General features: G+C 74.3%; 17 protein-coding genes and 2 tRNA genes. 11 read left to right on the top strand and 8 right to left on the bottom strand.

The genetic code is table 11. From position 1 onward, the window contains the following. Positions 1-3: 3 nt before the first annotated feature. From JQN70_RS01615 to pepN, 5 genes are read right to left on the bottom strand one after another with little or no spacing between them, the layout of a single operon-like run. A complete protein-coding gene (locus JQN70_RS01615; RefSeq protein ID WP_204129563.1) occupies positions 4-822 on the bottom strand; it encodes a glycerophosphodiester phosphodiesterase family protein in 819 nt (272 codons plus the stop codon). Between the two features lie 2 nt (positions 823-824). Then, positions 825-2,633: a glycoside hydrolase family 13 protein gene (locus tag JQN70_RS01610; RefSeq protein WP_204129562.1), complete on the bottom strand. Its 1,809-nt coding sequence runs from the start codon at positions 2,631-2,633 to the stop codon at positions 825-827. 45 nt (positions 2,634-2,678) lie between these two features. Further along, on the bottom strand, positions 2,679-3,077 hold the full coding sequence (locus JQN70_RS01605) for a globin (RefSeq protein ID WP_204129561.1): 399 nt from the start codon (positions 3,075-3,077) through the stop codon (positions 2,679-2,681). Next, positions 3,074-4,027, bottom strand: coding sequence for a mechanosensitive ion channel family protein (locus JQN70_RS01600; RefSeq protein WP_204129560.1), 954 nt, complete (start codon positions 4,025-4,027; stop codon positions 3,074-3,076). The genes JQN70_RS01605 and JQN70_RS01600 overlap by 4 nt, the downstream gene beginning before the upstream one ends. Next, positions 4,014-6,566, bottom strand: coding sequence for an aminopeptidase N (gene pepN / locus JQN70_RS01595; RefSeq protein WP_204129559.1), 2,553 nt, complete (start codon positions 6,564-6,566; stop codon positions 4,014-4,016). Before pepN ends, JQN70_RS01600 begins: the two co-directional genes overlap by 14 nt. A gap of 115 nt (positions 6,567-6,681) precedes the next feature. Here pepN and JQN70_RS01590 point away from each other — a divergent pair, with 115 nt between their 5' ends. The 4 genes from JQN70_RS01590 (at position 6,682) to trmB (ending at position 9,738) form a co-directional block, all read left to right on the top strand. Continuing rightward, positions 6,682-7,320: a mycothiol-dependent nitroreductase Rv2466c family protein gene (locus JQN70_RS01590; RefSeq protein WP_434063737.1), complete on the top strand. Its 639-nt coding sequence runs from the start codon at positions 6,682-6,684 to the stop codon at positions 7,318-7,320. A 1-nt stretch (position 7,321) separates the two neighbouring features. After that, positions 7,322-7,792 carry a ribose-5-phosphate isomerase gene (locus JQN70_RS01585; RefSeq protein WP_204129557.1) on the top strand — a complete coding sequence of 157 codons (471 nt, stop codon included), beginning with the start codon at positions 7,322-7,324 and terminating at the stop codon, positions 7,790-7,792. Positions 7,793-7,918: 126 nt separating this feature from the next. Beyond that, positions 7,919-9,031: a PP2C family protein-serine/threonine phosphatase gene (locus JQN70_RS01580; RefSeq protein WP_204129556.1), complete on the top strand. Its 1,113-nt coding sequence runs from the start codon at positions 7,919-7,921 to the stop codon at positions 9,029-9,031. Between the two features lie 26 nt (positions 9,032-9,057). Continuing rightward, positions 9,058-9,738: a tRNA (guanosine(46)-N7)-methyltransferase TrmB gene (gene trmB, locus JQN70_RS01575; RefSeq protein WP_307835753.1), complete on the top strand. Its 681-nt coding sequence runs from the start codon at positions 9,058-9,060 to the stop codon at positions 9,736-9,738. Positions 9,739-9,953: 215 nt separating this feature from the next. Here the strand turns inward: trmB and JQN70_RS01570 are convergent. Next, a tRNA-Pro gene (locus tag JQN70_RS01570) sits at positions 9,954-10,027 on the bottom strand. 100 nt (positions 10,028-10,127) lie between these two features. Here JQN70_RS01570 and JQN70_RS01565 point away from each other — a divergent pair. Next, positions 10,128-10,201 (top strand) — tRNA-Gly (locus JQN70_RS01565). 37 nt (positions 10,202-10,238) lie between these two features. Here the strand turns inward: JQN70_RS01565 and JQN70_RS01560 are convergent. Further along, the gene (locus JQN70_RS01560) at positions 10,239-11,213 is read right to left on the bottom strand and encodes a DUF389 domain-containing protein (protein WP_204129555.1); all 975 of its coding nucleotides are present in this window, start codon (positions 11,211-11,213) and stop codon (positions 10,239-10,241) included. A gap of 198 nt (positions 11,214-11,411) precedes the next feature. Between JQN70_RS01560 and tig the strand changes: the two genes are divergently transcribed. After that, entirely contained in the window at positions 11,412-12,764 is a 1,353-nt protein-coding gene (gene tig / locus JQN70_RS01555; RefSeq protein WP_204129554.1) for a trigger factor, read from the top strand. Positions 12,765-12,836: 72 nt separating this feature from the next. On the opposite strand, the gene JQN70_RS01550 is transcribed toward tig, so the two are convergent. Then, positions 12,837-13,904, bottom strand: a complete 1,068-nt coding sequence (locus JQN70_RS01550) for a LacI family DNA-binding transcriptional regulator (protein ID WP_204129553.1) — start codon at positions 13,902-13,904, stop codon at positions 12,837-12,839. Positions 13,905-14,007: 103 nt separating this feature from the next. Here JQN70_RS01550 and JQN70_RS01545 point away from each other — a divergent pair, with 103 nt between their 5' ends. The 5 genes from JQN70_RS01545 (at position 14,008) to JQN70_RS01525 (ending at position 19,870) form a co-directional block, all read left to right on the top strand. Continuing rightward, entirely contained in the window at positions 14,008-15,270 is a 1,263-nt protein-coding gene (locus tag JQN70_RS01545) for an MFS transporter (RefSeq protein ID WP_307835752.1), read from the top strand. A gap of 159 nt (positions 15,271-15,429) precedes the next feature. Further along, entirely contained in the window at positions 15,430-16,056 is a 627-nt protein-coding gene (locus tag JQN70_RS01540) for an ATP-dependent Clp protease proteolytic subunit (RefSeq protein WP_307835751.1), read from the top strand. Positions 16,057-16,083: 27 nt separating this feature from the next. Further along, positions 16,084-16,728, top strand: a complete 645-nt coding sequence (locus JQN70_RS01535; protein ID WP_204129552.1) for an ATP-dependent Clp protease proteolytic subunit — start codon at positions 16,084-16,086, stop codon at positions 16,726-16,728. 196 nt (positions 16,729-16,924) lie between these two features. Further along, positions 16,925-19,051 carry a hypothetical protein gene (locus JQN70_RS01530; protein WP_204129551.1) on the top strand — a complete coding sequence of 709 codons (2,127 nt, stop codon included), beginning with the start codon at positions 16,925-16,927 and terminating at the stop codon, positions 19,049-19,051. Between the two features lie 84 nt (positions 19,052-19,135). Beyond that, positions 19,136-19,870, top strand: a complete 735-nt coding sequence (locus JQN70_RS01525; protein WP_204129550.1) for a DUF4118 domain-containing protein — start codon at positions 19,136-19,138, stop codon at positions 19,868-19,870. The last annotated feature ends 104 nt before the right edge of the window (positions 19,871-19,974 follow it).

Below are 19,974 nucleotides of genomic sequence, written 5' to 3'. Positions count from 1 at the left end.
ACCCTAGCCCTCCGACCCGGGCGTGAGGGGGTGGCCCCGCTCGGCGAGCACGTCGCGCAGGACGTCGATGCGGTCGGCGACGAGGCCGTCGACCCCGAGGTCGAGCAGCCGGTGGAACTCGTCGGCGTCCTCGCGCGACCAGTCGTGGAACCACACGTGGACCTGCTTGCCGAGGCCGTGCGCGCGCCGGACGAGGCCGGGCGTCACGAGCGTCACGGTGCGGCCGCCGACGCGGTGCTCGGCGGGGATCTGGAGGACCGGCGCCGGGGTGTGCAGCAGGCGCGACACGAGCGCGGGGGAGACGCGCAGCAGGGCGGTCCCCACCTGCCCGGCCGCCGTCGCGACGCCGGGTCCGAGGGCCCGGCGGGCCGCCCGCACCCGGCGCGGCGAGAAGGACCCGATGCACACGCGCCCGGTGGCCCCGTGCGCGCGGATCACCTCGAGCGTCGGCGCCAGCGCGTCGTCGGCCTTGACGTCGATGTTCACCCGGGCCGTCGGGAACGCCTCGAGCAGGTCGGCGAGCAGCGGGACGGGCTCGACGCCGCCGACGCGGGCCTCACGCACCCGCGCCCACGGCAGCCGGGCGATGTGCCCGGTGCCGTCGGTGACGCGGTCGAGGGCGACGTCGTGGAAGGCGACGACCTGCCCGTCGCTCGTCGCGTGGACGTCGGTCTCGAGGTACCGGTAGCCCATCGCGACGGCCCGACCGAAGGCGACGAGCGTGTTCTCGAGCCCGACGTTCTCGGCGAGCTTGGCCCCGCCGCGGTGGGCGAGCGCGAGCGGGCCCGGCGCCGAGAGGTACGCGAAGTCGGCGGCGCGCACGGTCAGGACGCCGAGGGGCGCACCCAGGCCGTCGTGTCGCCGGGGAGCAGGCCGCCGTCGAGCGGCGCCGACGAGACGAGCACCTCGCCCGCGGGCAGGGTGACCGGCTCGCCGCCGGTGTTGGTGACGACGAGGAGCTCGTCACCGTCGTCCGCGGTCGCCCGGAAGGCGACGACCTGCGGACCGGCGAGGGCGTCCCACGCCAGCGCCCGGGCGCCGAGGCGCAGCGAGCGGCGCAGCGAGAGCAGCGTGCGGTAGAGCTCGAGGGTCGAGCCCTCGACCCCCTCCTGCTGGTCGACGGCGAGGTCGGCGTAGGCCTCCGGCTGCGGCAGCCACGGCGAGTCGCCGGGGCCGAAGCCGAGGCTCGGCGCGTCCTTGACCCACGGCACCGGCACGCGGCAGCCGTCGCGCCCGGCGATCTCGCCGTCGGTGCGCAGGTACGTGGGGTCCTGGCGGACGTCGTCGGGCATCGTCGTGTGCTCGGGCAGGCCGAGCTCCTCGCCCTGGTAGAGGTAGGCCCCGCCGGGCAGGGCGAGCATCAGCGCGGTGGCGGCGCGGGCGCGGCGCAGCCCGAGGGCGGCGTCGGGCTGCGGGTCGGTGGCGCGGATGCCGTTGGTGCGCGGCTGGTCCTGGTCGAGCCCGAACCGGGTGGCGTGCCGCACGACGTCGTGGTTGGAGAGCACCCAGGTCGTCGGGGCGCCGACCGCATCGTTGGAGCGCAGCGAGGACTCGACGACCGCCGTGAGGGCGGCGGCGTCCCAGTGCGTGTCGAGGAAGTCGAAGTTGAAGGCCTGGTGCATCTCGTCGCCGCGCACGTATCGGGCCAGCCGGGTCTCGGGCTTGACCCACGCCTCGGCGCAGAGGATGCGGTCGGGCTCGCCGTAGGAGTCGAGGACCTTGCGCCACGCCCGGTAGATCTCGTGGACGCCGTCCTGGTCCCACATCGGGGCGTTGCCGGTGGCGTTGTGGTCGAGGACGGGCGCGCCGTCGTGCCCCTCGAGCGTGGGCGCGTCGTGACCGACGCCGAGCGGGCCTCCGTCGGCGTCGACCTCGTCGAAGACGCCCATCCGGCCGTGCCAGTCGGGCAGGCCCTCCTTCTTGACGAGGCCGTGGGCGACGTCGACGCGGAAGCCGTCGACCCCCCGGTCGCACCAGAAGCGCAGGACCGACTCGAGCTCCTCGCGGACCTCGGGGTTGTCCCAGTTCAGGTCGGGCTGGGTGACGTCGAAGATGTGGAGGTACCACTGGCCGGGGGTGCCGTCGGCCTCGGTGACCCGCGACCAGCCGCGCCCGCCGAAGACCGAGGGCCAGTTGTTCGGCGGCTCGTCGCCGTCCGGGCCCTTGCCGTCCCGGAAGACGTAGCGGTCGCGCTCGGGGCTGCCGGGGCCCGCGGCGAGGGCGGCCCGGAACCACGCGTGCTCGCTGCTCGTGTGGTTGGGCACGAGGTCGACGACGACCTTGAGCCCGAGGTCGTGGGCGGTCGTGATGAGGGTGTCGGCGTCCGCGAGGGTGCCGAAGCGCGGGTCGACGTCGCGGTAGTCGGCGACGTCGTAGCCCGCGTCGTTCATCGGGGAGACGTAGAACGGGCTGAGCCACAACGCATCCACGCCGAGGTCGCGCAGGTAGGGCAGGCGCGCGGTGATGCCCGGGAGGTCGCCGATGCCGTCGCCGTCGGCGTCGGCCCACGAGCGGGGGTACACCTGGTAGATGACGGCGTCGTGCCACCACGGGGCGCCGGGGGAGTCGGCGGGGTGGACGGTGGTGCCGGGTGCGGTCGGGGTCGGCGTGGTGTCCTGGGTCACCCGACCCATGCTTCCGCATCGGGTGGCCGCGGCGAAATCAGACGCGGGGCGAGTTCACGGGGTGAGCGGGGGGTGCCCGTGCCCGTCGTCGGTGTTGACGAGCATGTGCGCGGCACGCAGGAAGTAGTCGCGCATCTGCTCGGCCTGCGGCTCGGGGATGCCGGCCCGCTCGACGGCGTCGAGCATGTGCCGCATCCACCGGTCGCGCATGTCGAGCGTCACCGGGAACGGCGCGTGGCGCATCCGCAGCCGGGGGTGTCCGCGCTCCTGGCTGTAGTCGGTCGGGCCGCCGAAGTACTGGGTGAGGAACATCCGCAGGCGGCGCTCGGCCGGCGCGAGGTCCTCCTCCGGGTAGAGCGCCCGCAGCGCCTCGTCGGCGGCGACGCCCTCGTAGAACGCGGCGACGAGCCGCTCGAACGTCGGTGCGCCACCGACCTCCTCGTACAGGCTCACGGGTGCGTCCCTCCGGCGAACGGCGGCAGCGGCGGCCCCTGGATGCCCGCCGCGTCGAGGGCGTCCTTGAGCCGCAGCCGCAGCTCGCGCTGGACGCCGAAGTTCTCGCCGGGCAGGCACTTGACGAGCACCCGCACGGTGACGGTCTGCCCCGTGATGGCGTCGACGCCGAGCACGGTCGGCGGCTCGACGATCTTGGGCTCCCACTCCGGGTCGGTGCCGAAGGCCTCGGCGGTCTCGCGGACGACGGCCAGCACGCGGTCGACCGGCTCGCGGTAGGAGACCGGCATGTCCACCCAGGCCGCGGAGTAGCCCTGGGACCGGTTCCCGATGCGGACCACCTCGCCGTTCCGGACGTACCAGGTGATGCCGTCGGCGTCACGCAGCCGCGTGACCCGGAGGGTGACCTCCTCGACGGTGCCGATCGCCTCGCCGGTGTCGATGACGTCACCGACACCGTACTGGTCCTCGAAGATCATGAAGATGCCCGAGAGGAAGTCCTTGACGAGGCTCTGGGCGCCGAAGCCGAGGGCCACGCCCCCGACGCCGGCCGAGGCGAGCAGCGGCCCGAGCGGCAGCCCGACGGCGGCCATCACCGTGAGGACCGTGACGAGGCCGACGACGAAGGTCGAGATGCTCCGCAGCAGCGAACCCATCGTCTCGACCCGCTGGCGGTGCCGCTCGTTGGCCAGGCCCGTGGCGGTGGCCAGCACCCGGCCGGCGCCGCCGCTCGTCGCGATGCGGGCCGCCGTGCGCGAGGTCATCGTCGTGACGACCCGGCCGATGAACCGGTGCAGCGCCCACCGGGCGAGCGCCCCGAGCAGGAGGACGACGAGGACCTTGACCCCGCTCGTCAGGAGCCACTTCTGCGCCTGCGTCCAGTAGTCACCGAGGACGTCGGCGTCGAGCAGCGAGAGGTCGAGGGCGGGGAGGGCGTCAGTCACGGGCATCGCGCTCCTGGGCGGCGAGCGCGCGCGCCACCGGGTCGCGGTTCTCGGCGACGAGGCGGCGCAGCGCGGCAGGGCGGTCGGGGTTGGCGTCGAGCCAGGCCTGGGTGGCCTCGAGCAGGCCGGCATCGACGACGGGGAAGGGGTAGAAGCCGAGGACGATGCCCTCGACGAGGGCGTGCGAGCCCTTGTCCTCGACCGTGTCGAGCATCGTGACGTAGCGCTCGACGAAGGGGCGCAGCAGCTCGGGAGGCGTTGCGCCACGGGCGAACCCGAGCCCGATGGCGTCGACGACGGCGTTCGGCTTGCCGGTCTCCTCGACCGCCTCGCGCCACGCCCGCTCCTTGGCCTCGGCGGTCGGGACGGAGGCGAGCGCCTTCGCCGCGCGCTCGCGGCCGGTGGCGGTGTCCTCCCGGGCCCGCTCGGCGTCGATCTCGTCCTCGGTGGCCGCGCCCGCGGCGGCCAGCGCCGTCAGCAGGGTCCAGCGCATCTCGAAGTCGACGTCGAGGCCCTCGAGCACCTCGGTGCCGTCGAGCAGGCCGCGCAGCGTCGACGGGTCGTCGCCGGCGGTCGTCATCCCGGCGGCGGCGGTGACGAGCTGCAGCTGGGCGTCGCTGCCCGGCTCGGCGTCGCGGGCGATCTCCCAGAGGCGGTCTCGGGTGGCGGCGCGGGTCGAGTCGCGATGTGCCGGAGCGGTGTACGCGAGCACAGCCGTGCGCAGCTGGAGGATGAGCGTGCGCAGCAGGGTGGAGTCGGACTCGCCCGGCAGGCTGGCGAGCACGAGGTGGGCGAACGAGCGGGCGCCCATCTCGGCGTCACGCGTCATGTCCCAGGCGGAGGCGAGGACGAGGGCACGGGGGAGCGAGGAGGTGAAGCCCCGCGGGTGGGCCAGCGCGGTCGCGAGCGAGCGCTCGTCGAGGCGGATCTTGGCGTAGGCGAGGTCGTCGTCGTTGACGAGCAGCAGGTCCGGCTGCTCGCGGCCGACGAGGGCGGGCACCTCGGTGCGCTCGCCGTCGACGTCGACCTCGAGCAGGTCGGTGCGGTGCAGCGCGCCGTCGCGGACCTCGTAGAGGCCGACCCCGAGCCGGTGCGGACGCAGCGTGGCGTACCCCTCGGCGTGGGTCTGCTCGATGACCGCCGAGGTGACGAGGCCGCGGTCGTCGACCTCGACGACCGGGCGCAGCGTGTTGACGCCGGCGGTCTCGAGCCAGAGTTGCGACCAGGTGCGCAGGTCGCGCCCGGAGGTGGCCTCGAGCTCGACGAGCAGGTCGTCGAGGGTCGTGTTGCCCCACTTGTGCTTGCGGAAGTACGTGCGCAGGCCCTCGCGGAAGGCGTCGCGACCGACGTAGGCGACGAGCTGCTTGAGCACCGAGGCGCCCTTGGCGTAGGTGATGCCGTCGAAGTTGACCTCGACGTCGCGCAGGTCGGCGATCTCGGCGACGATCGGGTGCGTCGTCGAGAGCTGGTCCTGGCGGTAGGCCCAGTCCTTCTCGTAGGTGCCGAACGTGGTCCACGCGTCGGTCCACTCGGTGGCCTCGGCCTGGCACGTGGTGGAGGCCCACTCGGCGAAGGACTCGTTGAGCCACAGGTCGTTCCACCAGCGCATCGTCACGAGGTCGCCGAACCACATGTGGGCGAGCTCGTGGAGCACGGTGAGCGCGCGCCGCTCGACGAGGGCCTCGGTGACCTTGGACCGGAAGACGTAGATCTCGGCGATGGTGACGCAGCCGGCGTTCTCCATCGCGCCGGCGTTGTACTCCGGCGTGAACAGCTGGTCGTACTTCGCGAAGGGGTACGCGCAGTCGAACTCCTCCTCGAAGAACGCGAAGCCCTTCTTCGTCAGCGCGAAGAGGTTGTCGGCGTCGAGGTACGGCGTGAGCGACTTCCGGCAGAAGATGCCGAGGGGGACCTCGCCCCCGCGCGTCGACACCGAGTCGCGGACGACGTCGTAGGGCCCGGCGACCATCGCGGTGATGTAGCTCGAGATGCGCGGGGTGCGCTCGAAGGCCCACGTCGCGCTGCCCTCGCCGGCCGGCGACGGCTCGGGCGTGGGGGAGTTCGACACCACCTGCCAGTGGGCGGGGGCGGTGACCGTGAACGCGAACGCGGCCTTGAGGTCGGGCTGCTCGAAGACCGGGTACATCCGGCGGCTGTCCGGCACCTCGAACTGCGTGTAGAGGTAGACCTCGTCGTCGACGGGGTCGACGAAGCGGTGCAGGCCCTCGCCGGTGTTGGTGAACCGACCGGTGGCGCGCACGACGACCTCGTTGTCGGCCGCCAGGCCGGTGAGCCGGATCCGGCTGTCGGAGAACGACGCCGCGGCGTCGAGGTCGGTGCCGTTGACCGTGACCTGCTCGACCGAGGCGCCGACGAAGTCGAGGAAGGTCTCGGCGCCGGGCGTGCTGCAGGTGAAGCGGATGGTGCTCGTCGTCGCGAACGTCTCCGGGCCGCGCGTCACGTCGAGGACGACGTCGTGGGTGTCGACGGTGACGAGGGCGGCGCGCGCCGCGGCCTCGTCGCGGGTGAGGTTCGTGCCGGGCACAGGGTCTCCTGACGGTGCGGTGCGAGGGGTGGGCGCCGGTCGGGCGCACCGGTCCATCCTGTCACGCGGGCGGCCCCGCGCCCGGGGCCCGGGGGGCGGTGGCAGGATGGCGCGGGTGAGCACCGAGACCACCCCCGCCACCGGCCGCGCCGCCGCCGAGTTCTGGTTCGACCCCCTCTGCCCCTGGGCCTGGATGACCTCCCGCTGGATGGGCCACGTGCAGCAGGTCCGCGACGTCGACGTCACCTGGTCGGTCATGAGCCTGTCGGTCCTCAACGAGGGCCGCGAGGACCTCCCGGAGAAGTACCGCGAGCTGATGGACGCCGGCTGGGGCCCGGTGCGCGTCGTCGTCGCCGCCCGGCACACGCTCGGCGACGACATCGTCAAGCCGCTCTACGACGCGCTCGGCAAGCACATCCACCACCGCGAGGAGGACTACGACACCGCGATCGCCGGTGCGCTGGCCGACCTCGACCTCCCGGCCGAGCTCGCCGAGGCCGCCCGCTCGGACGAGCACGACGACGAGCTGCGCGCCAGCCACCAGCGGGCCATCGACCTCGTCGGCGACGACGTCGGCACGCCCGTGGTCGCCGTCGACGGCGTCGCGTTCTTCGGTCCCGTGGTCACGCCCGCGCCGAAGGGCGAGGCGGCGGGGCTGCTCTGGGACGGCTGCCTCCTGCTCGCCCGCACCCCCGGCTTCTACGAGCTGAAGCGCTCGCGGACCCAGGGCCCGATCTTCGACACCGAGGGCTGAGATGACCCGCGTGCACGTCGGCGCCGACCACGCCGCCTTCGAGATGCTCACCGACCTCGTCGCCTTCCTCGAGGCCGAGGGGCACGACGTGACCAACCACGGTCCGCACGCGTACGACGCCCAGGACGACTACCCCGTGTTCGTCCTGCGCGCGGCCGAGGCCGTCGCCGCCGACCCGGCGTCGCTGGGGGTCGTGCTCGGTGGCTCGGGCAACGGCGAGCAGATGGCCGCGAACAAGGTCCGCGGCGTGCGGGCCGCGCTCTGCTGGACCGACGAGCTGGCCCGGTTGGCCCGCGAGCACAACGACGCCCGTGTCCTCTCGATCGGCGGCCGGGTCACCGACCCCGAGGTCGCGCGCTCGATGGTGCGGGCCTTCCTCGCGACGCCGTTCTCGGGCGAGGAGCGGCACGTCCGGCGGCTCCGGATGATCGAGGCCTACGAGGCCGACGGCACCCTGCCCGCCGCTCCCTGACACCCGCCCGGCGGACCCCCGGAGGGCGCCCGCCCGGGCCGGGCCGCGGGCTCGACGGATCTCTGGCGGCGCACGATCCGTTGCCACTACTGTGACGACCGCCGACGACGTCGCAGGAGGCTGGGCATGGCATCAGGCGCCGGGTGGTCCGGGGCGGACCGCGCCGGCTCCGGCGGCACCCGCCGCCGCGTGCTCCCCAGCCGCTACGCCGGTGCCGACCAGGGCCGCTACCTCGTCGTCGTGCTCGTCGTCGGGGTCGTCGTCCTCGGCGCGGGGGTCGTGATCTGGTCCGACATCGTCCCGATCTCCCTCGTCTTCCCGCTCCTCGTCGTCTCCGGCCTCGTCCTCGAGCCGCGCCGGCTGGCGATCGTCCTCGGGGCGACGGCGGCCGTCGTCCTCGCGTGGGGCCCGGTCTCGATGATCTCGCCGCAGCGCGTGGTCGGGGTGTTCGTCGCCGTCCTCCTCGTGATGTGGCAGGCGGTGCTCATCGCCCGCTCCCGCGCCCAGATCGGCACGCGGGGCCTCGGCGGTGACCGGATGTTCGCCGAGCTGCGCGACCGGATCGTCGAGTCCGGCCGCGTCCCGCCGATGCCGGCCGGCTGGACGGCGACCTCGTGCATCCTCTCGGCGCACGGCGACCGCTTCTCCGGCGACTTCGTCCTCGCGCACCTCGAGGACGGCGGCGAGCGCCTCGAGGTCGCCCTCGTCGACGTCAGCGGCAAGGGCACCGCGGCCGGCACCCGGTCGCTGCTGCTCTCCGGGGCCCTCGGCGGCCTGCTCGGGGCGGTGCCACCGGTCGACTTCCTCCGGGCGGCCAACGACTACCTCGTGCGCCAGGGCTGGGCCGAGGGCTTCGCGACCGCCGTCCACGTCGAGCTCGACCTGCGCTCGGGGCTGTACTCCGTGGCGAGCGCCGGCCACCCCGCGCCGGCGGTCTACACCTCGGGGCGGGCCCGCTGGAGCCTGCTCGACGGCGGCCGCGGCCCCATCCTCGGTGTCGTCCCGGGCGTCAGCTTCCCGCGCCAGTCCGGGCGGCTCGAGCGGGGCGACGCGCTGCTCGTCTACTCCGACGGCGTCGTCGAGGCCCGCGACCGCGACCTCACCGACGGCATCGACCGGATGCTCGGCGTCGCCGCGATGTCGGTGCTCCGGGACGGCGACGTGGCGCGCGATGTGTGCCAGTCGGCCCGTTCGGGGGAGGATGACGACCGGGCCGCCCTCGCCGTCCGGCGCGCCTGAGCACCCCGACCCGAAAGGCAGCACCCGTGGCACCCGGCCCGGTCCTCGACCACACGCCCCGCGAGGGCGTCCGCACCTTCACGCCGCGCTGGCGGAACAGCCCGCTGACCGACGAGCGGATGGCGACGCTCCTGCCCGGGCGGGCACTCCCGGAGGGTCCGCTCGTGCCGGCCGAGGCGTTCGGGCGCAGCGGCCCGGTCGTCGTCGAGATCGGCTCCGGCCACGGCGCCGCGGCCATCGCCTACGCCGCGGCGCACCCCGAGGCCGACGTCGTCGCCGTCGACGTCCACGTGCCGGGGATCGCGCGGATGCTCGCCGCCGCCGACGCGGCGGGCGTCGCGAACCTCTGGGTGCACCCCGGCGACGCGCTGCCGCTGCTCACCGAGCGGGTCGCGCCCGGGTCGCTGGCGGCGGTGCACCTCTTCTTCCCCGACCCCTGGCCCAAGACGAAGCACGCCAAGCGGCGGTTCGTCCAGCAGCACACGCTCTCGCTCGTCGCGTCGCGGCTGGCGCCCGGCGGCGTGCTGCTCGTCGCCACCGACATCGACGCGTACGCGCAGCACTGCCGCGAGCAGCTGGCGGCCTTCGGCGGCTTCGACGTCGTCGAGGGGGAGCGGCCGGCCTGGCGCCCGGACGACGGCTTCGAGGCCAAGGGGCTGCGGCACGGGCGCTCGGTCTCCGAGTTCCGCTGCACGCTGCGCGGCTGACGCCCGCCGGCGTCGCATCCGAGCCGCCTCCCGCTCGTCGAGCCCCCTGGAGGAGGCTCGACCCGCGCGAGGAGGCTCGATCCCCGGTCGTGGGGGTAGCCGGACGCCGCCGTCGGGGCCTCCGCTCCTCCGTCGCGGTGCCCCCTCCGGCTCCCGGCATCCGGCCCCCGACACGCCACAGGCCGAAGCGCGGAGCGCATCGGCCTGTCGTCGTGTCGGGGTAGCCGGATTTGAACCGGCGGCCTTCCGCTCCCAAAGCGGACGCGCTACCAACCTGCGCCATACCCCGCGGCACGCCGGACCCACCGAGCAGATGTCGTGTGATTTCGGATCCCGCGAGCGCGGGCCCTAGGCTATCGCTGCCCTCGCGGTGCACGCCGACGAGGTGCGCGGGCGTAGCTCAATGGTAGAGCCCCAGTCTTCCAAACTGGCTACGCGGGTTCGATTCCCGTCGCCCGCTCCACCCGGCCGAGCCGGCTCGGACACCCGGGCCGGCCCGGTCAGTCCTCGGGCCGGCCGAGCACCGGCCGCCCCCGCACGAGCGTCCGCCGTCGGGCGGGCACCCGCGACCACACCGCCTGCTGCAGCGACAGCGTCAGCCAGCCGGCGACGGCCATCCCCGTGAGGTTGAGCCCGAGCTGGGCCAGCGACCCGGCCACCTCGTGCCACGCCCCGAAGGCCGCCCCGAGCGCCACGTTGCCCGCCGCGGGCACCGTCGTCACCGAGATGAACACCCCCGACAGCCCGCCGGTGCGGGCCGAGGTCAGCGACAGCACCCCGGCCGCCGCGGCGATGACCGCGACGACGAAGCTCCACCGGTCGGGCGTGTAGATGAACGCCGTCGCCGGGCGGTCGCCGACGATGTCGGCGTAGGTGACCCAGCCGAGCCAGCGCCCGACGAGGCCCGCGAGGAACGTCGCCGCCATCCCGACGACGAAGCCGAGCAGCAGCGTGCGCACCGCGAGGCCCAGCAGGTGCCCCTTGCGGCGCACGAGCGCCAGCCCGATCGCGGCCACGGGCCCGAACTCGGGGCCGAGGACCATCGCGCCGATGACGAGGATGGGGGAGTCGAGGACGATGGCGACGCCGGCGATGAGGGTCGCGAGGACCATGAAGGACAGGTACGTCCAGTTGAGCTCGGAGTCCTCGTAGGCGCGGTTGCCGACCTCGGTCCAGACGACCGCGTCGGCGCTGGCGCCCGGGGCCCGCCGTTCGGCGTCGAGGCCCGAGCGCGAGACCCACGTCGTCACCGGCTCGACCCGGATGGTCCCCTCCTCGTGCACGCCGAGCGCGCGCAGCGCCTCGAGCACGGGGTTGGCACCCTCGCGCGCGATGTCGGCGGTGACGACGTCGCCCGGGGGCTTGAGGGAGGCGCCGCGCAGCACGGCGAGGCCGGTGACGTAGTCGTCGGCCTCGAGGACGGCGAGCACCTCCTCGCTCAGCGAGGTGGGGACGGTGACGCGCAGCGACAGCACCGCGCCAGTCTGCCCGAGCGGGCAGCGGTCGCGTCGGCACCGCACCCGGTGTCGATTCGGAGCCCCCGCGCCGGGCCGCTAGCATGGGCCTTTGGCGTCGTCCCGGGCGCCGCGCCCCGGCGCGCACCCCGGAGCGGCCGGCCCACCGGCCCGACGACGCGAGACCGTGAACCCGACACCCCAGGTGGAGTGCCCGAAGTGAAGAGTGCCGTCGAGACCCTCAGCCCGACCCGGGTCAAGCTGACCGTCGAGGTCCCGTTCGACGAGCTGAAGCCCATGCTCGACGACGCCTACAAGACCATCGGCTCGCAGATCCAGGTCCCCGGCTTCCGCAAGGGCAAGGTCCCGTCGCGGATCATCGACCAGCGCGTCGGCCGCGGCGCCGTCATCCAGGAGGCCGTCAACGAGGCCCTGCCGAAGTTCTTCGCCGAGGCCGCCGAGGCCGAGGAGGTGCGCGCCATCGGCCAGCCCGAGGTCGACGTCACCGCCGTGCCGCTCGAGGACGGCCAGGACTTCACCTTCACCGTCGAGACCGACGTGCGCCCGACCATCGAGCTCCCCGAGCTCACCGGCATCGCCGTCACCGTCGACGACGTCGCGGTGTCCGACGACGACGTCGAGGAGCGGATGACCGCCCTGCGCGAGCGCTTCGGCACCCTCGTCGGCGTCGAGCGGGCCGTCGAGGACGGTGACCACGTCTCGATCGACCTCTCGGCGAGCATCGACGGCGAGGAGATCGACTCCGTCACCGGCGTCTCCTACGAGGTCGGCAGCAAGAACATGCTCGAGGGCATGGACGACGCGCTCGTCGGCATGAGCGCCGGCGAGACCAAGGAGTTCACCGCTCCGCTCGCCGGGGGCGACCACGAGGGCCGCGACGCCGACTGCACCGTCACCGTCCAGTCGGTCAAGGTCCGCGAGCTCCCCGAGCTCGACGACGAGTTCGCCCAGCTCGCCTCCCAGTTCGACACCCTCGACGAGCTGCGCGCCGACGTCGTGTCGCAGGCCGAGCAGGCCGCGCGCTACGAGCAGGGCATCCAGGCCCGCGACAAGGTCCTCGAGCACCTCCTCGAGACCGTCGAGGTCCCCGTGCCGGAGGGCGTCGTCGAGGCCGAGGTGCACTCGCACCTCGAGGGCGAGAACCGCCTCGAGGACGACGAGCACCGTGACGAGGTCGGCGAGTCCACCCGCAAGGCGCTCAAGGCCCAGTTCCTCCTCGACGCCATCGCCGAGAAGCTCGAGGTCAAGGTCGAGCAGCCCGAGCTCATCGAGTACCTCGTGATGAGCGCCCAGCAGTACGGCATGGACCCGAACCAGTTCGCCCAGGCCATCGACCAGCAGGGCCAGATCCCCTCGATGGTCCAGGAGGTCGCCCGCCGCAAGGCGCTCGCGGCCGTCCTCGACGACGCGGCCGTCACCGACGCCAGCGGCAACGCCGTCGACCTCGACGCCCTCGTCCCGGACGCCGAGGAGGCGCCGGCCGACGACGCCGCCGACACCCCGGTGGACGAGGCCCCCGAGGCCGCCGCCGAGGAGCCCGCGAAGGCCTGACGCCTCCCGCTCCACCGACGACGCCGTGCCCCACCGGGGCACGGCGTCCTCGCGTGGTGGAGCCGGGCGGGCTCAGGCCGGCGGGGGAGCGGTCGTCGTCCCGACCCGGAGCGAGACGGGGAACCCGACGTCGGCCACCGGCTCGCCCTCGAGGGCCCGCCGCACGAGCCGGCCCAGCGCGCGGCCCTTCTCGACGCCGGGCTGGAGCACCGTCGTCAGCGTCGCGTCGAGCCACGGCAGGTCGACCCCGTCGAAGCCCGTGACCGAGACGTCCTGCGGCACCCGCAGCCCCAGCGCCCACGCGGCGCGGACGACGCCGGCCGCCAGCAGGTCCGACTGGCAGACGACGGCCGTGGGCCGGCGGTCCGCCGGGACGTCGAGGAGCAGCCGGCCCGCTTCCTCCCCGGACCCGACGGTGAGGTCCGCCGCGACGGCGACGGGCGCGGCGTCCCCGGCCAGCGCCCGGAAGCCGCGCAGCCGGCCGGCGGCGTCGAGGTAGAGGGCCGCCTCGAGGTCGTCCGGGCGGGCCGCTCGCGTGGGGGAGCGCAGGCCGAGGTTCATCGAGACGTGCGCGACGCGGGTGTGCCCGAGCCCCAGCACGTGCTGTGTCGTGAGCCCGATGGCCGCCTCCTCGTCCGTGCGGACGTGGGCCATCCCCGGACCGTCGGGCGAGCCGCTGCCGACGAGCGGGACGCCGCGCCCCGCGAGGTGCTCGACGACCGGGTTGTCCCGGATGCCGCAGAGGGGGAAGACGCCGGCGTCGACGGCCTGGCTCGAGAGCTGGGCGACGGCGCGGACGGGGTCGTCGGCCGGCTGGGCGACGAGGAGCATCGTGCGGTCCGCGGCCTCGAGCTCGTCGGCGAGGCCGTCGAGGACGGCGAGCGCGAAGGGGTCGCGGAAGGCCTCGCGCAGCGGGGCCTCGACGACGACCGCGACGGTGCCGACGCGGCCCTGGCGCAGCGAGGTCGCGAGGGGGTCCGGACCGGAGAAACCGAGCTCGGCGGCCGCGGCGCGCACCCGGTCGGCGGTGGCGGGCGCGACCGGTCCCTTGCCGCTGAAGACGAGGGAGGCCGTCGAGGTCGAGACGCCGGCGCGCCCCGCGACGTCGCGCAGGGTGGGACGGCGGGTCGGGCCGCTCATCGCGGCCGGCCGGCTTGACGGGGACGGGTCACGGGACAGAGAATATCGAATCGATTCGATCGAATCGATTCGACCGCACACCCCGACCCGCCCCGAGAGAACCGTGACCACCGCCATGTCCGCCGCCGCCCCCACCCTCGACCTCCCCCGGGTGAGGACCGCGCGCACCGCCGTCTTCGTCGTCTTCGCCCTCGCCGGGCTGGTCTTCGCCTCGTGGGCGGCCCGCATCGCCGACACCAAGGTCGCGCTCGGCCTCAGCGCCGGCGAGCTCGGCGCCACGCTGCTCGCCGCGAGCGTCGGCTCGGTCACCGGCCTCCCGCTCGCCGGCCGGGTCAGCGGGAGGCTCGGCGCGTCGCGCACCGTGGGGCTCGGTGCCGTCGTCTCGCTCGTCGGCCTGCTCGCCACCGGCGCGGTCGTCGACGCGCACGGCTCGCGCTACCTCGTGATGGTCGGGCTCTTCCTCGTCGGCCTCGGCGTCGGTCTCTGGGACGTCTCGATGAACCTCGAGGGCGCCGCCGTCGAGCGCGAGCTGGGGTCCTCGGTCATGCCGCACTTCCACGCCGCGTTCTCCGGCGGCACCGTCCTGTCCGCCCTCGTGGGGGCCGGGATGTCGGCCGCCCACGTGCCGCTGCTCCTGCACTTCGGCGGAGCCGTGCTCGTCACGGTCGCCGGGGCCGCGTGGGCGCTGCCGCGCTTCCTGCCGCGCGGCGTCGAGGCGGAGGAGGAGGCCGCGGAGTCCGCCACCGGTGAGCGCCGGCGCTCCGCGTGGCTCGAGCCGCGCACCCTCCTCATCGGCGTCGTCGTGCTCGCCGCCGCGTTCACCGAGGGCACGGCCAACGACTGGCTCGCCGTCGCCTTCGTCGAGGGTCACGAGCTCCCGACCTGGGCCGGTGTCCTCGGCTTCGCCACCTTCCTCACCTTCATGACGGTCGGCCGGCTGCTCGGCACCCGCCTCCTCGACCGCCACGGACGGGAGCCGGTCCTGCGGGTCAGCTTCGGCCTCGCCGTCGTCGGCGCGCTCCTCGTCGTCTTCGGCGCGGACTGGCTGGCCTTCGCCGGTGCCGCCGTGTGGGGCGTCGGCGCCGCCCTCGGCTTCCCGGTCGGGATGAGCGCCTCGGCCGACGACCCGCAGCGGGCGGCGGCCCGGATGTCGGTCGTCGCGACGATCGGGTACGTCGCCTTCATCGCCGGCCCGCCGCTCCTCGGCTTCCTCGGCGACCACGTCGGCGTGCTGCACGCGTTGCTCGTCGTCGGGGCGCTGGCGATCCTCGCGCTGTCCGTCGTCACCTCCGTGCGCGAGCCGGACGGCCGCCCCGCCGGTGCGGCGCGGACCCCCGACCCCGCTGCCGGCAGCCCGCTGGGCTGACGGGAGGGGAACCCGGGGCGGGCCCGCGCAGCGCGCGGGCCCGCCCTCGTCCCCGCCTACGCTCACGGCGAACACGGGCCCGGTGGTGGAGTGCGGCGGGGGACCCGGGCGTTAGGGTCACTGACAGGACCAGCCCCCACGAGCGAGGAGCAACCCAGCGTGACCAGCAGCGAGATCGTCGCCGCGGGCGAGGGCCAGAAGGCCGGCCTCGACGACACCATCTACAACCGTCTCCTCAAGGAGCGGATCATCTTCCTCGGCTCCGACGTCCGCGACGACAACGCGAACGCCATCTGCGCGCAGATGCTCCTGCTCGCGGCCGAGGACCCCGAGAAGGACATCTGGCTGTACATCAACAGCCCGGGTGGCTCGGTGACCGCCGGCATGGCGATCTTCGACACCATGCAGTGGGTGCCCAACGACGTCGCGACGGTCGCGATGGGGATGGCGGCCTCGATGGGCCAGTTCCTCCTCTCCGCCGGCACGCCGGGCAAGCGGTACGCCACGCCGCACGCCCGCGTGATGATGCACCAGCCCTCGGGCGGCATCGGCGGCACGGCCTCCGACATCAAGATCCAGGCCGAGCAGCTGCTCCACATCAAGAAGCAGATGGCCGAGCTCATCGCCGAGCACACCGGCCAGAGCAAGGAGCAGATCGAGGCCGACTCCGACCGCGACCGCTGGTTCACCGCGGCCGAGGCCAAGGAGTACGGGTTCGTCGACCACGTCATCACCAAGGCCGACATGGCCGGGCGGCACGCCGACAACCCGGTGACCGCGGACTGACCGGCCGAGACGACGCGAGAGAGAGACATGAACGCAGACATCACCGGCCGCCTCCGCGTGCCCGGCCCGCAGAGCCGCTACATCCTGCCGCAGTTCGAGGAGCGCACCTCGTACGGCATGAAGCGCCTCGACCCGTACACCAAGCTCTTCGAGGACCGCATCATCTTCCTCGGGGTGCAGGTCGACGACGCCTCCGCCGACGACGTCATCGCCCAGCTCATCGTGCTCGAGTCCCAGGACCCCGACCGCGACATCCTCATGTACATCAACAGCCCCGGCGGCTCGTTCACGGCGATGACGGCCATCTACGACACGATGCAGTACATCCGCCCCGACGTGCAGACCTTCGTCATCGGGCAGGCCGCCTCCGCCGCGGCGGTGCTCCTCGGCGCCGGCGCCACGGGCAAGCGGTTCGCGCTGCCGAACAGCCGGGTGCTCATCCACCAGCCGGCCATCGAGGGCACCGGGGGCATGGCCTCCGACCTCGAGATCCACGCCAACGAGATCATCCGGATGCGCGAGTGGCTCGAGGAGACCATCGCGCAGCACACCGGTCGCGACGTCGAGCTGGTCCGCAAGGACATCGAGCGCGACAAGATCCTCTCGGCCGAGGCCGCCAAGGAGTACGGGCTCATCGACGAGGTCCTCGCCTCGCGCAAGGCCTCCAGTTGACGGACCCTCCTCCGCAGCACCACCGACGACGCCGCCCGGTCCCCGCGACCGGGCGGCGTCGGCGCGTCCGGGGGACGGTGGGAGGCACCGGGATCGAGCGGTCCGTCCGTGGCGTTGCGAGTTCTCGCAAACCTCCGCTCGTCTCAGCCGGGCCGACCGTAGGCTCCGCTCGTTGCCGAGCAAGGAGGGGGCCGTCGTGGCTCGTCGTCGTGGGTGGGTCGTCGCCGTCGTGGTGGCGTTGACCGGAGCAGGGTTCGTCGGGGTGGCACCGAGCGCCGGGGCCGCGGAGGGGGCGGCGACCGCCTTCACCTCCGCCGGTGGGGGCAACCGCAACGCCTGGGTGGAGGACGCGAGCAACGCGACGATGGACACCCAGGCCTCGGCCGGGTCGCTGTACGTCACCTCGACCCACGCCGACGGCAGCAACGGCGGCGGCGCGCACTTCTTCACCGAGATGGAGGCCACGCCGCTGCCGACCTCGGGCACGCACCCGCTGTCGAGCGGGGGGCCGCTGAGCCTGTGGCTCTCCGACGGTGAGTGGGGCTGGTGCGTCGTCGAGGGCGAGGTGACCGTCCGGGAGATGACCCTCGACGCCGACGGCGTCCCGACCGCCGCCGCCCTCGACTGGACGGGGGACTGCCAGGGGGCGCCGTCCGGGCAGGTCCGGTTCAACTCCACCGTCCCGTACGGGGGCGTCGACGTCCGGACCTCGATCTGGTGGGACACGGTCCTGCGGGGCGAGACCAACCGCACCGAGCAGCTCGTCGTCACCGGTCACGGCACCGAGCGGTCCACGGTCGACGCCGTCGAGTTCGGGCCGGGCGACACCCTCCAGGACTTCGTCGTCCGGCACGGCACCGACTCGTGCACCGGCACCCCGCTCACCGGCGGGACGTCCTGCTCGCTCACGCTCATGCCGGCCCCGCAGTCGGCGGAGTGGGGCCGCGGCGCCCGGCCGCTGTACCTGCGGATGGCCGACGGCACGACGAGCACGACGACCCTCAGCTACTCCACCGTCTACGACTCCCCGCGGGGCCGCTTCGCGCCGATGACCGGCCGGGTGATGGACACCCGGAAGGGCACCGGGGTGCGCAAGGGGGCGGTCGGTGCCGGCCAGTCGGTGACCCTCAAGGTCGCCGGGCGCACGAACGTCCCCGCCACCGGGGCCGGTGCGGCGGTGCTCAACCTCACCGTCACCGGGTCGACACGGCCGGGCTACGTCACCGCCTACCCGGCCGGCAGTACCCGGCCCACCGCGTCGAGCATCAACTTCCCGGCCGGCTGGACCGGGGCCAACCTCGTGACGGTGCCGCTGGGCGCGGGCGGCGCCGTGACGTTCTACAACGCCGGCGGGTCGGTGAACCTGGTCGCCGACCTCGTGGGCGTGTACGCCAAGGACAGGACCTCGCCGATCTCGGGCAGCGACTTCTACCCGCACGAGCCGACCCGCATCTTCGACTCGCGCACCGCGTGGAAGGAGCGGCTCGGGCCGAACGAGTACTTCGGGCTGCGTCCGGACTACGGCGCCGCGTGGAACGACTCGGTGACGGCGGTCGTCGTCAACGTCACCTCCACGGGGACGACCGGGACGGGGTACCTCAGCGCGACGACGTTCGAGCCGCAGTACGGGCCTCCCGGGACCTCGACCCTCAACTACACCAAGGGGCTGACGAGCGCGAACATGGCCGTCGTGCCCGTCGAGAGCCACCCGGGGACCCGACCGAGCCTCTGGGTCGCCAACACCGGCAGCGCCTCGACGCACGTGGTCGTCGACGTCGTGGGCTTCTACGCCGGGGGTGTCGGGCCCGCCCCCGAGGACGGCTTCCGCTTCCGGCCGCTCACGCCGACCCGGGTCGTCGACACCCGGACCGACCTCGGGCTCGCGTCCATCGGCACCAACACCGTGGGCCGGGTGCAGGCCCCGGCCACGGTCGCGGGCCGCGACACCTGGAGCCTCGTCGGGAACCTCACCGGGGTCGCCCCGTCGGTCAACACCTACCTCACGGCGTGGGACGCCGGACCGCGTCCCGCGGCGAGCAACCTCAACCTCATGAAGGGGGCCACGCGCGCGAACTCGGCGTGGCCGGGCCTCGACACCGGCAACGGGTTCCGGCTGCACAACGCGGCGGGCTCGCTCGAGGCGGTCATGGACGTCACCGGGAGCTTCGAGCTGTTCCCGCCGTCCCCGGACACGCTCGCGGGGGTCCCCGAGCCGTCGACGCCCACGAGCCTGCGAGCCGCCGGGAAGGCCGCGGCCCCGGACGTCGCGGGCCCGAAGGCGGCCACCGGTCCCGCTCCGACGGCTCGCACCTGGGTGCGCTGAGGGCGGCGTCAGGATCGCGTCAGGACGCCGTCAAGGTGGCGTCGTCCCGACGCGTCCGGACCGCGCCGATGCTGGTCTGGAGGCATGCCGCCGCGTCGTGACCTCACCCTCCTCCACGCCGCCGCCGTCGGTGGGCCGTTCGCCGTCGCCGCCCTGCTCGGGCTCGCGCGGGGGACGGTCGACCAGGCGCCGGCGGCGCTCGTCCTCGTCCTCGTCGTCGTCGCCGTCGCGGCGGCGGGGGACCGGCTCTCCGGCGTGCTCGCCGCGCTGAGCGCCGCCGTCGCCTTCGACGTCTTCCTCACCGCCCCGTACCTCAGCCTGGCCATCGCCGACCCGTCGGACGTCGAGCTGGCGGTCGCGCTCGTGCTCGTCGGCCTGGCCGTCAGCGAGCTGGCGATCCGCGCTCGGCGCGAACGGGCCGCCTCGGCCCGGCGCGAGGGGTACCTCTCCGGGGTCGCCGCGCTGCTCGACCTCCCCGAGGACACCTCCGGCCCGGCCCGTGGCGAGGCCCTCGCCCGCGCCGTGGGTGAGGTCGTCGGGGCGGAGCGGGCCCGCTGGCACGCCGGGCCCCCCGACCGCCGGGACGCCCTCGTCCTGCCCGACGGCTCGTTGGCGCTCGCGGGCGGCACCGCCGACCCCCGGCGCTCCGGGCTGCCGACCGACCGGGTCGCGGTGGTCTGCGCCCGCCGCGGGGAGGAGGTCGTCGGGCACGTCGCGCTGACGGCCGCGGGTCACGTCGTGCGGCCGACCCGCGAGCAGCTGCGGGTCGCGGCCCTCCTCGTGCGCGTGGCGGCCCCGGGAGCCCGGCTGCCCGGCTGAGCGCCGACCCCGGCCGACGCGTGCGGGCCGTGTTGCGCTGTGAGCGAACCGGCGCGACGCGCCGGGCGGCTGGGGGCTTCAATGGGTGCGACAGGACGGCCCGG

Source organism: Phycicoccus sonneratiae (assembly GCF_016887965.1).
Taxonomy (GTDB): domain Bacteria; phylum Actinomycetota; class Actinomycetes; order Actinomycetales; family Dermatophilaceae; genus Phycicoccus; species Phycicoccus sonneratiae.
Note: the sequence above shows the minus strand (reverse complement) of the source record. Positions and strands in the feature narration are given on the sequence as shown.

What these genes read in the sequence shown, in the direction of transcription:
- JQN70_RS01550 (WP_204129553.1), bottom strand. Translation starts at nt 13,904, where the DNA reads ATGAGCGGCCCGACCCGCCGTCCCACCCTGCGCGACGTCGCGGGGCGC.
- JQN70_RS01585 (WP_204129557.1), top strand. Translation starts at nt 7,322, where the DNA reads ATGACCCGCGTGCACGTCGGCGCCGACCACGCCGCCTTCGAGATGCTC.
- JQN70_RS01580 (WP_204129556.1), top strand. Translation starts at nt 7,919, where the DNA reads ATGGCATCAGGCGCCGGGTGGTCCGGGGCGGACCGCGCCGGCTCCGGC.
- JQN70_RS01535 (WP_204129552.1), top strand. Translation starts at nt 16,084, where the DNA reads ATGAACGCAGACATCACCGGCCGCCTCCGCGTGCCCGGCCCGCAGAGC.
- JQN70_RS01600 (WP_204129560.1), bottom strand. Translation starts at nt 4,027, where the DNA reads ATGCCCGTGACTGACGCCCTCCCCGCCCTCGACCTCTCGCTGCTCGAC.
- JQN70_RS01525 (WP_204129550.1), top strand. Translation starts at nt 19,136, where the DNA reads ATGCCGCCGCGTCGTGACCTCACCCTCCTCCACGCCGCCGCCGTCGGT.
- JQN70_RS01610 (WP_204129562.1), bottom strand. Translation starts at nt 2,633, where the DNA reads ATGGGTCGGGTGACCCAGGACACCACGCCGACCCCGACCGCACCCGGC.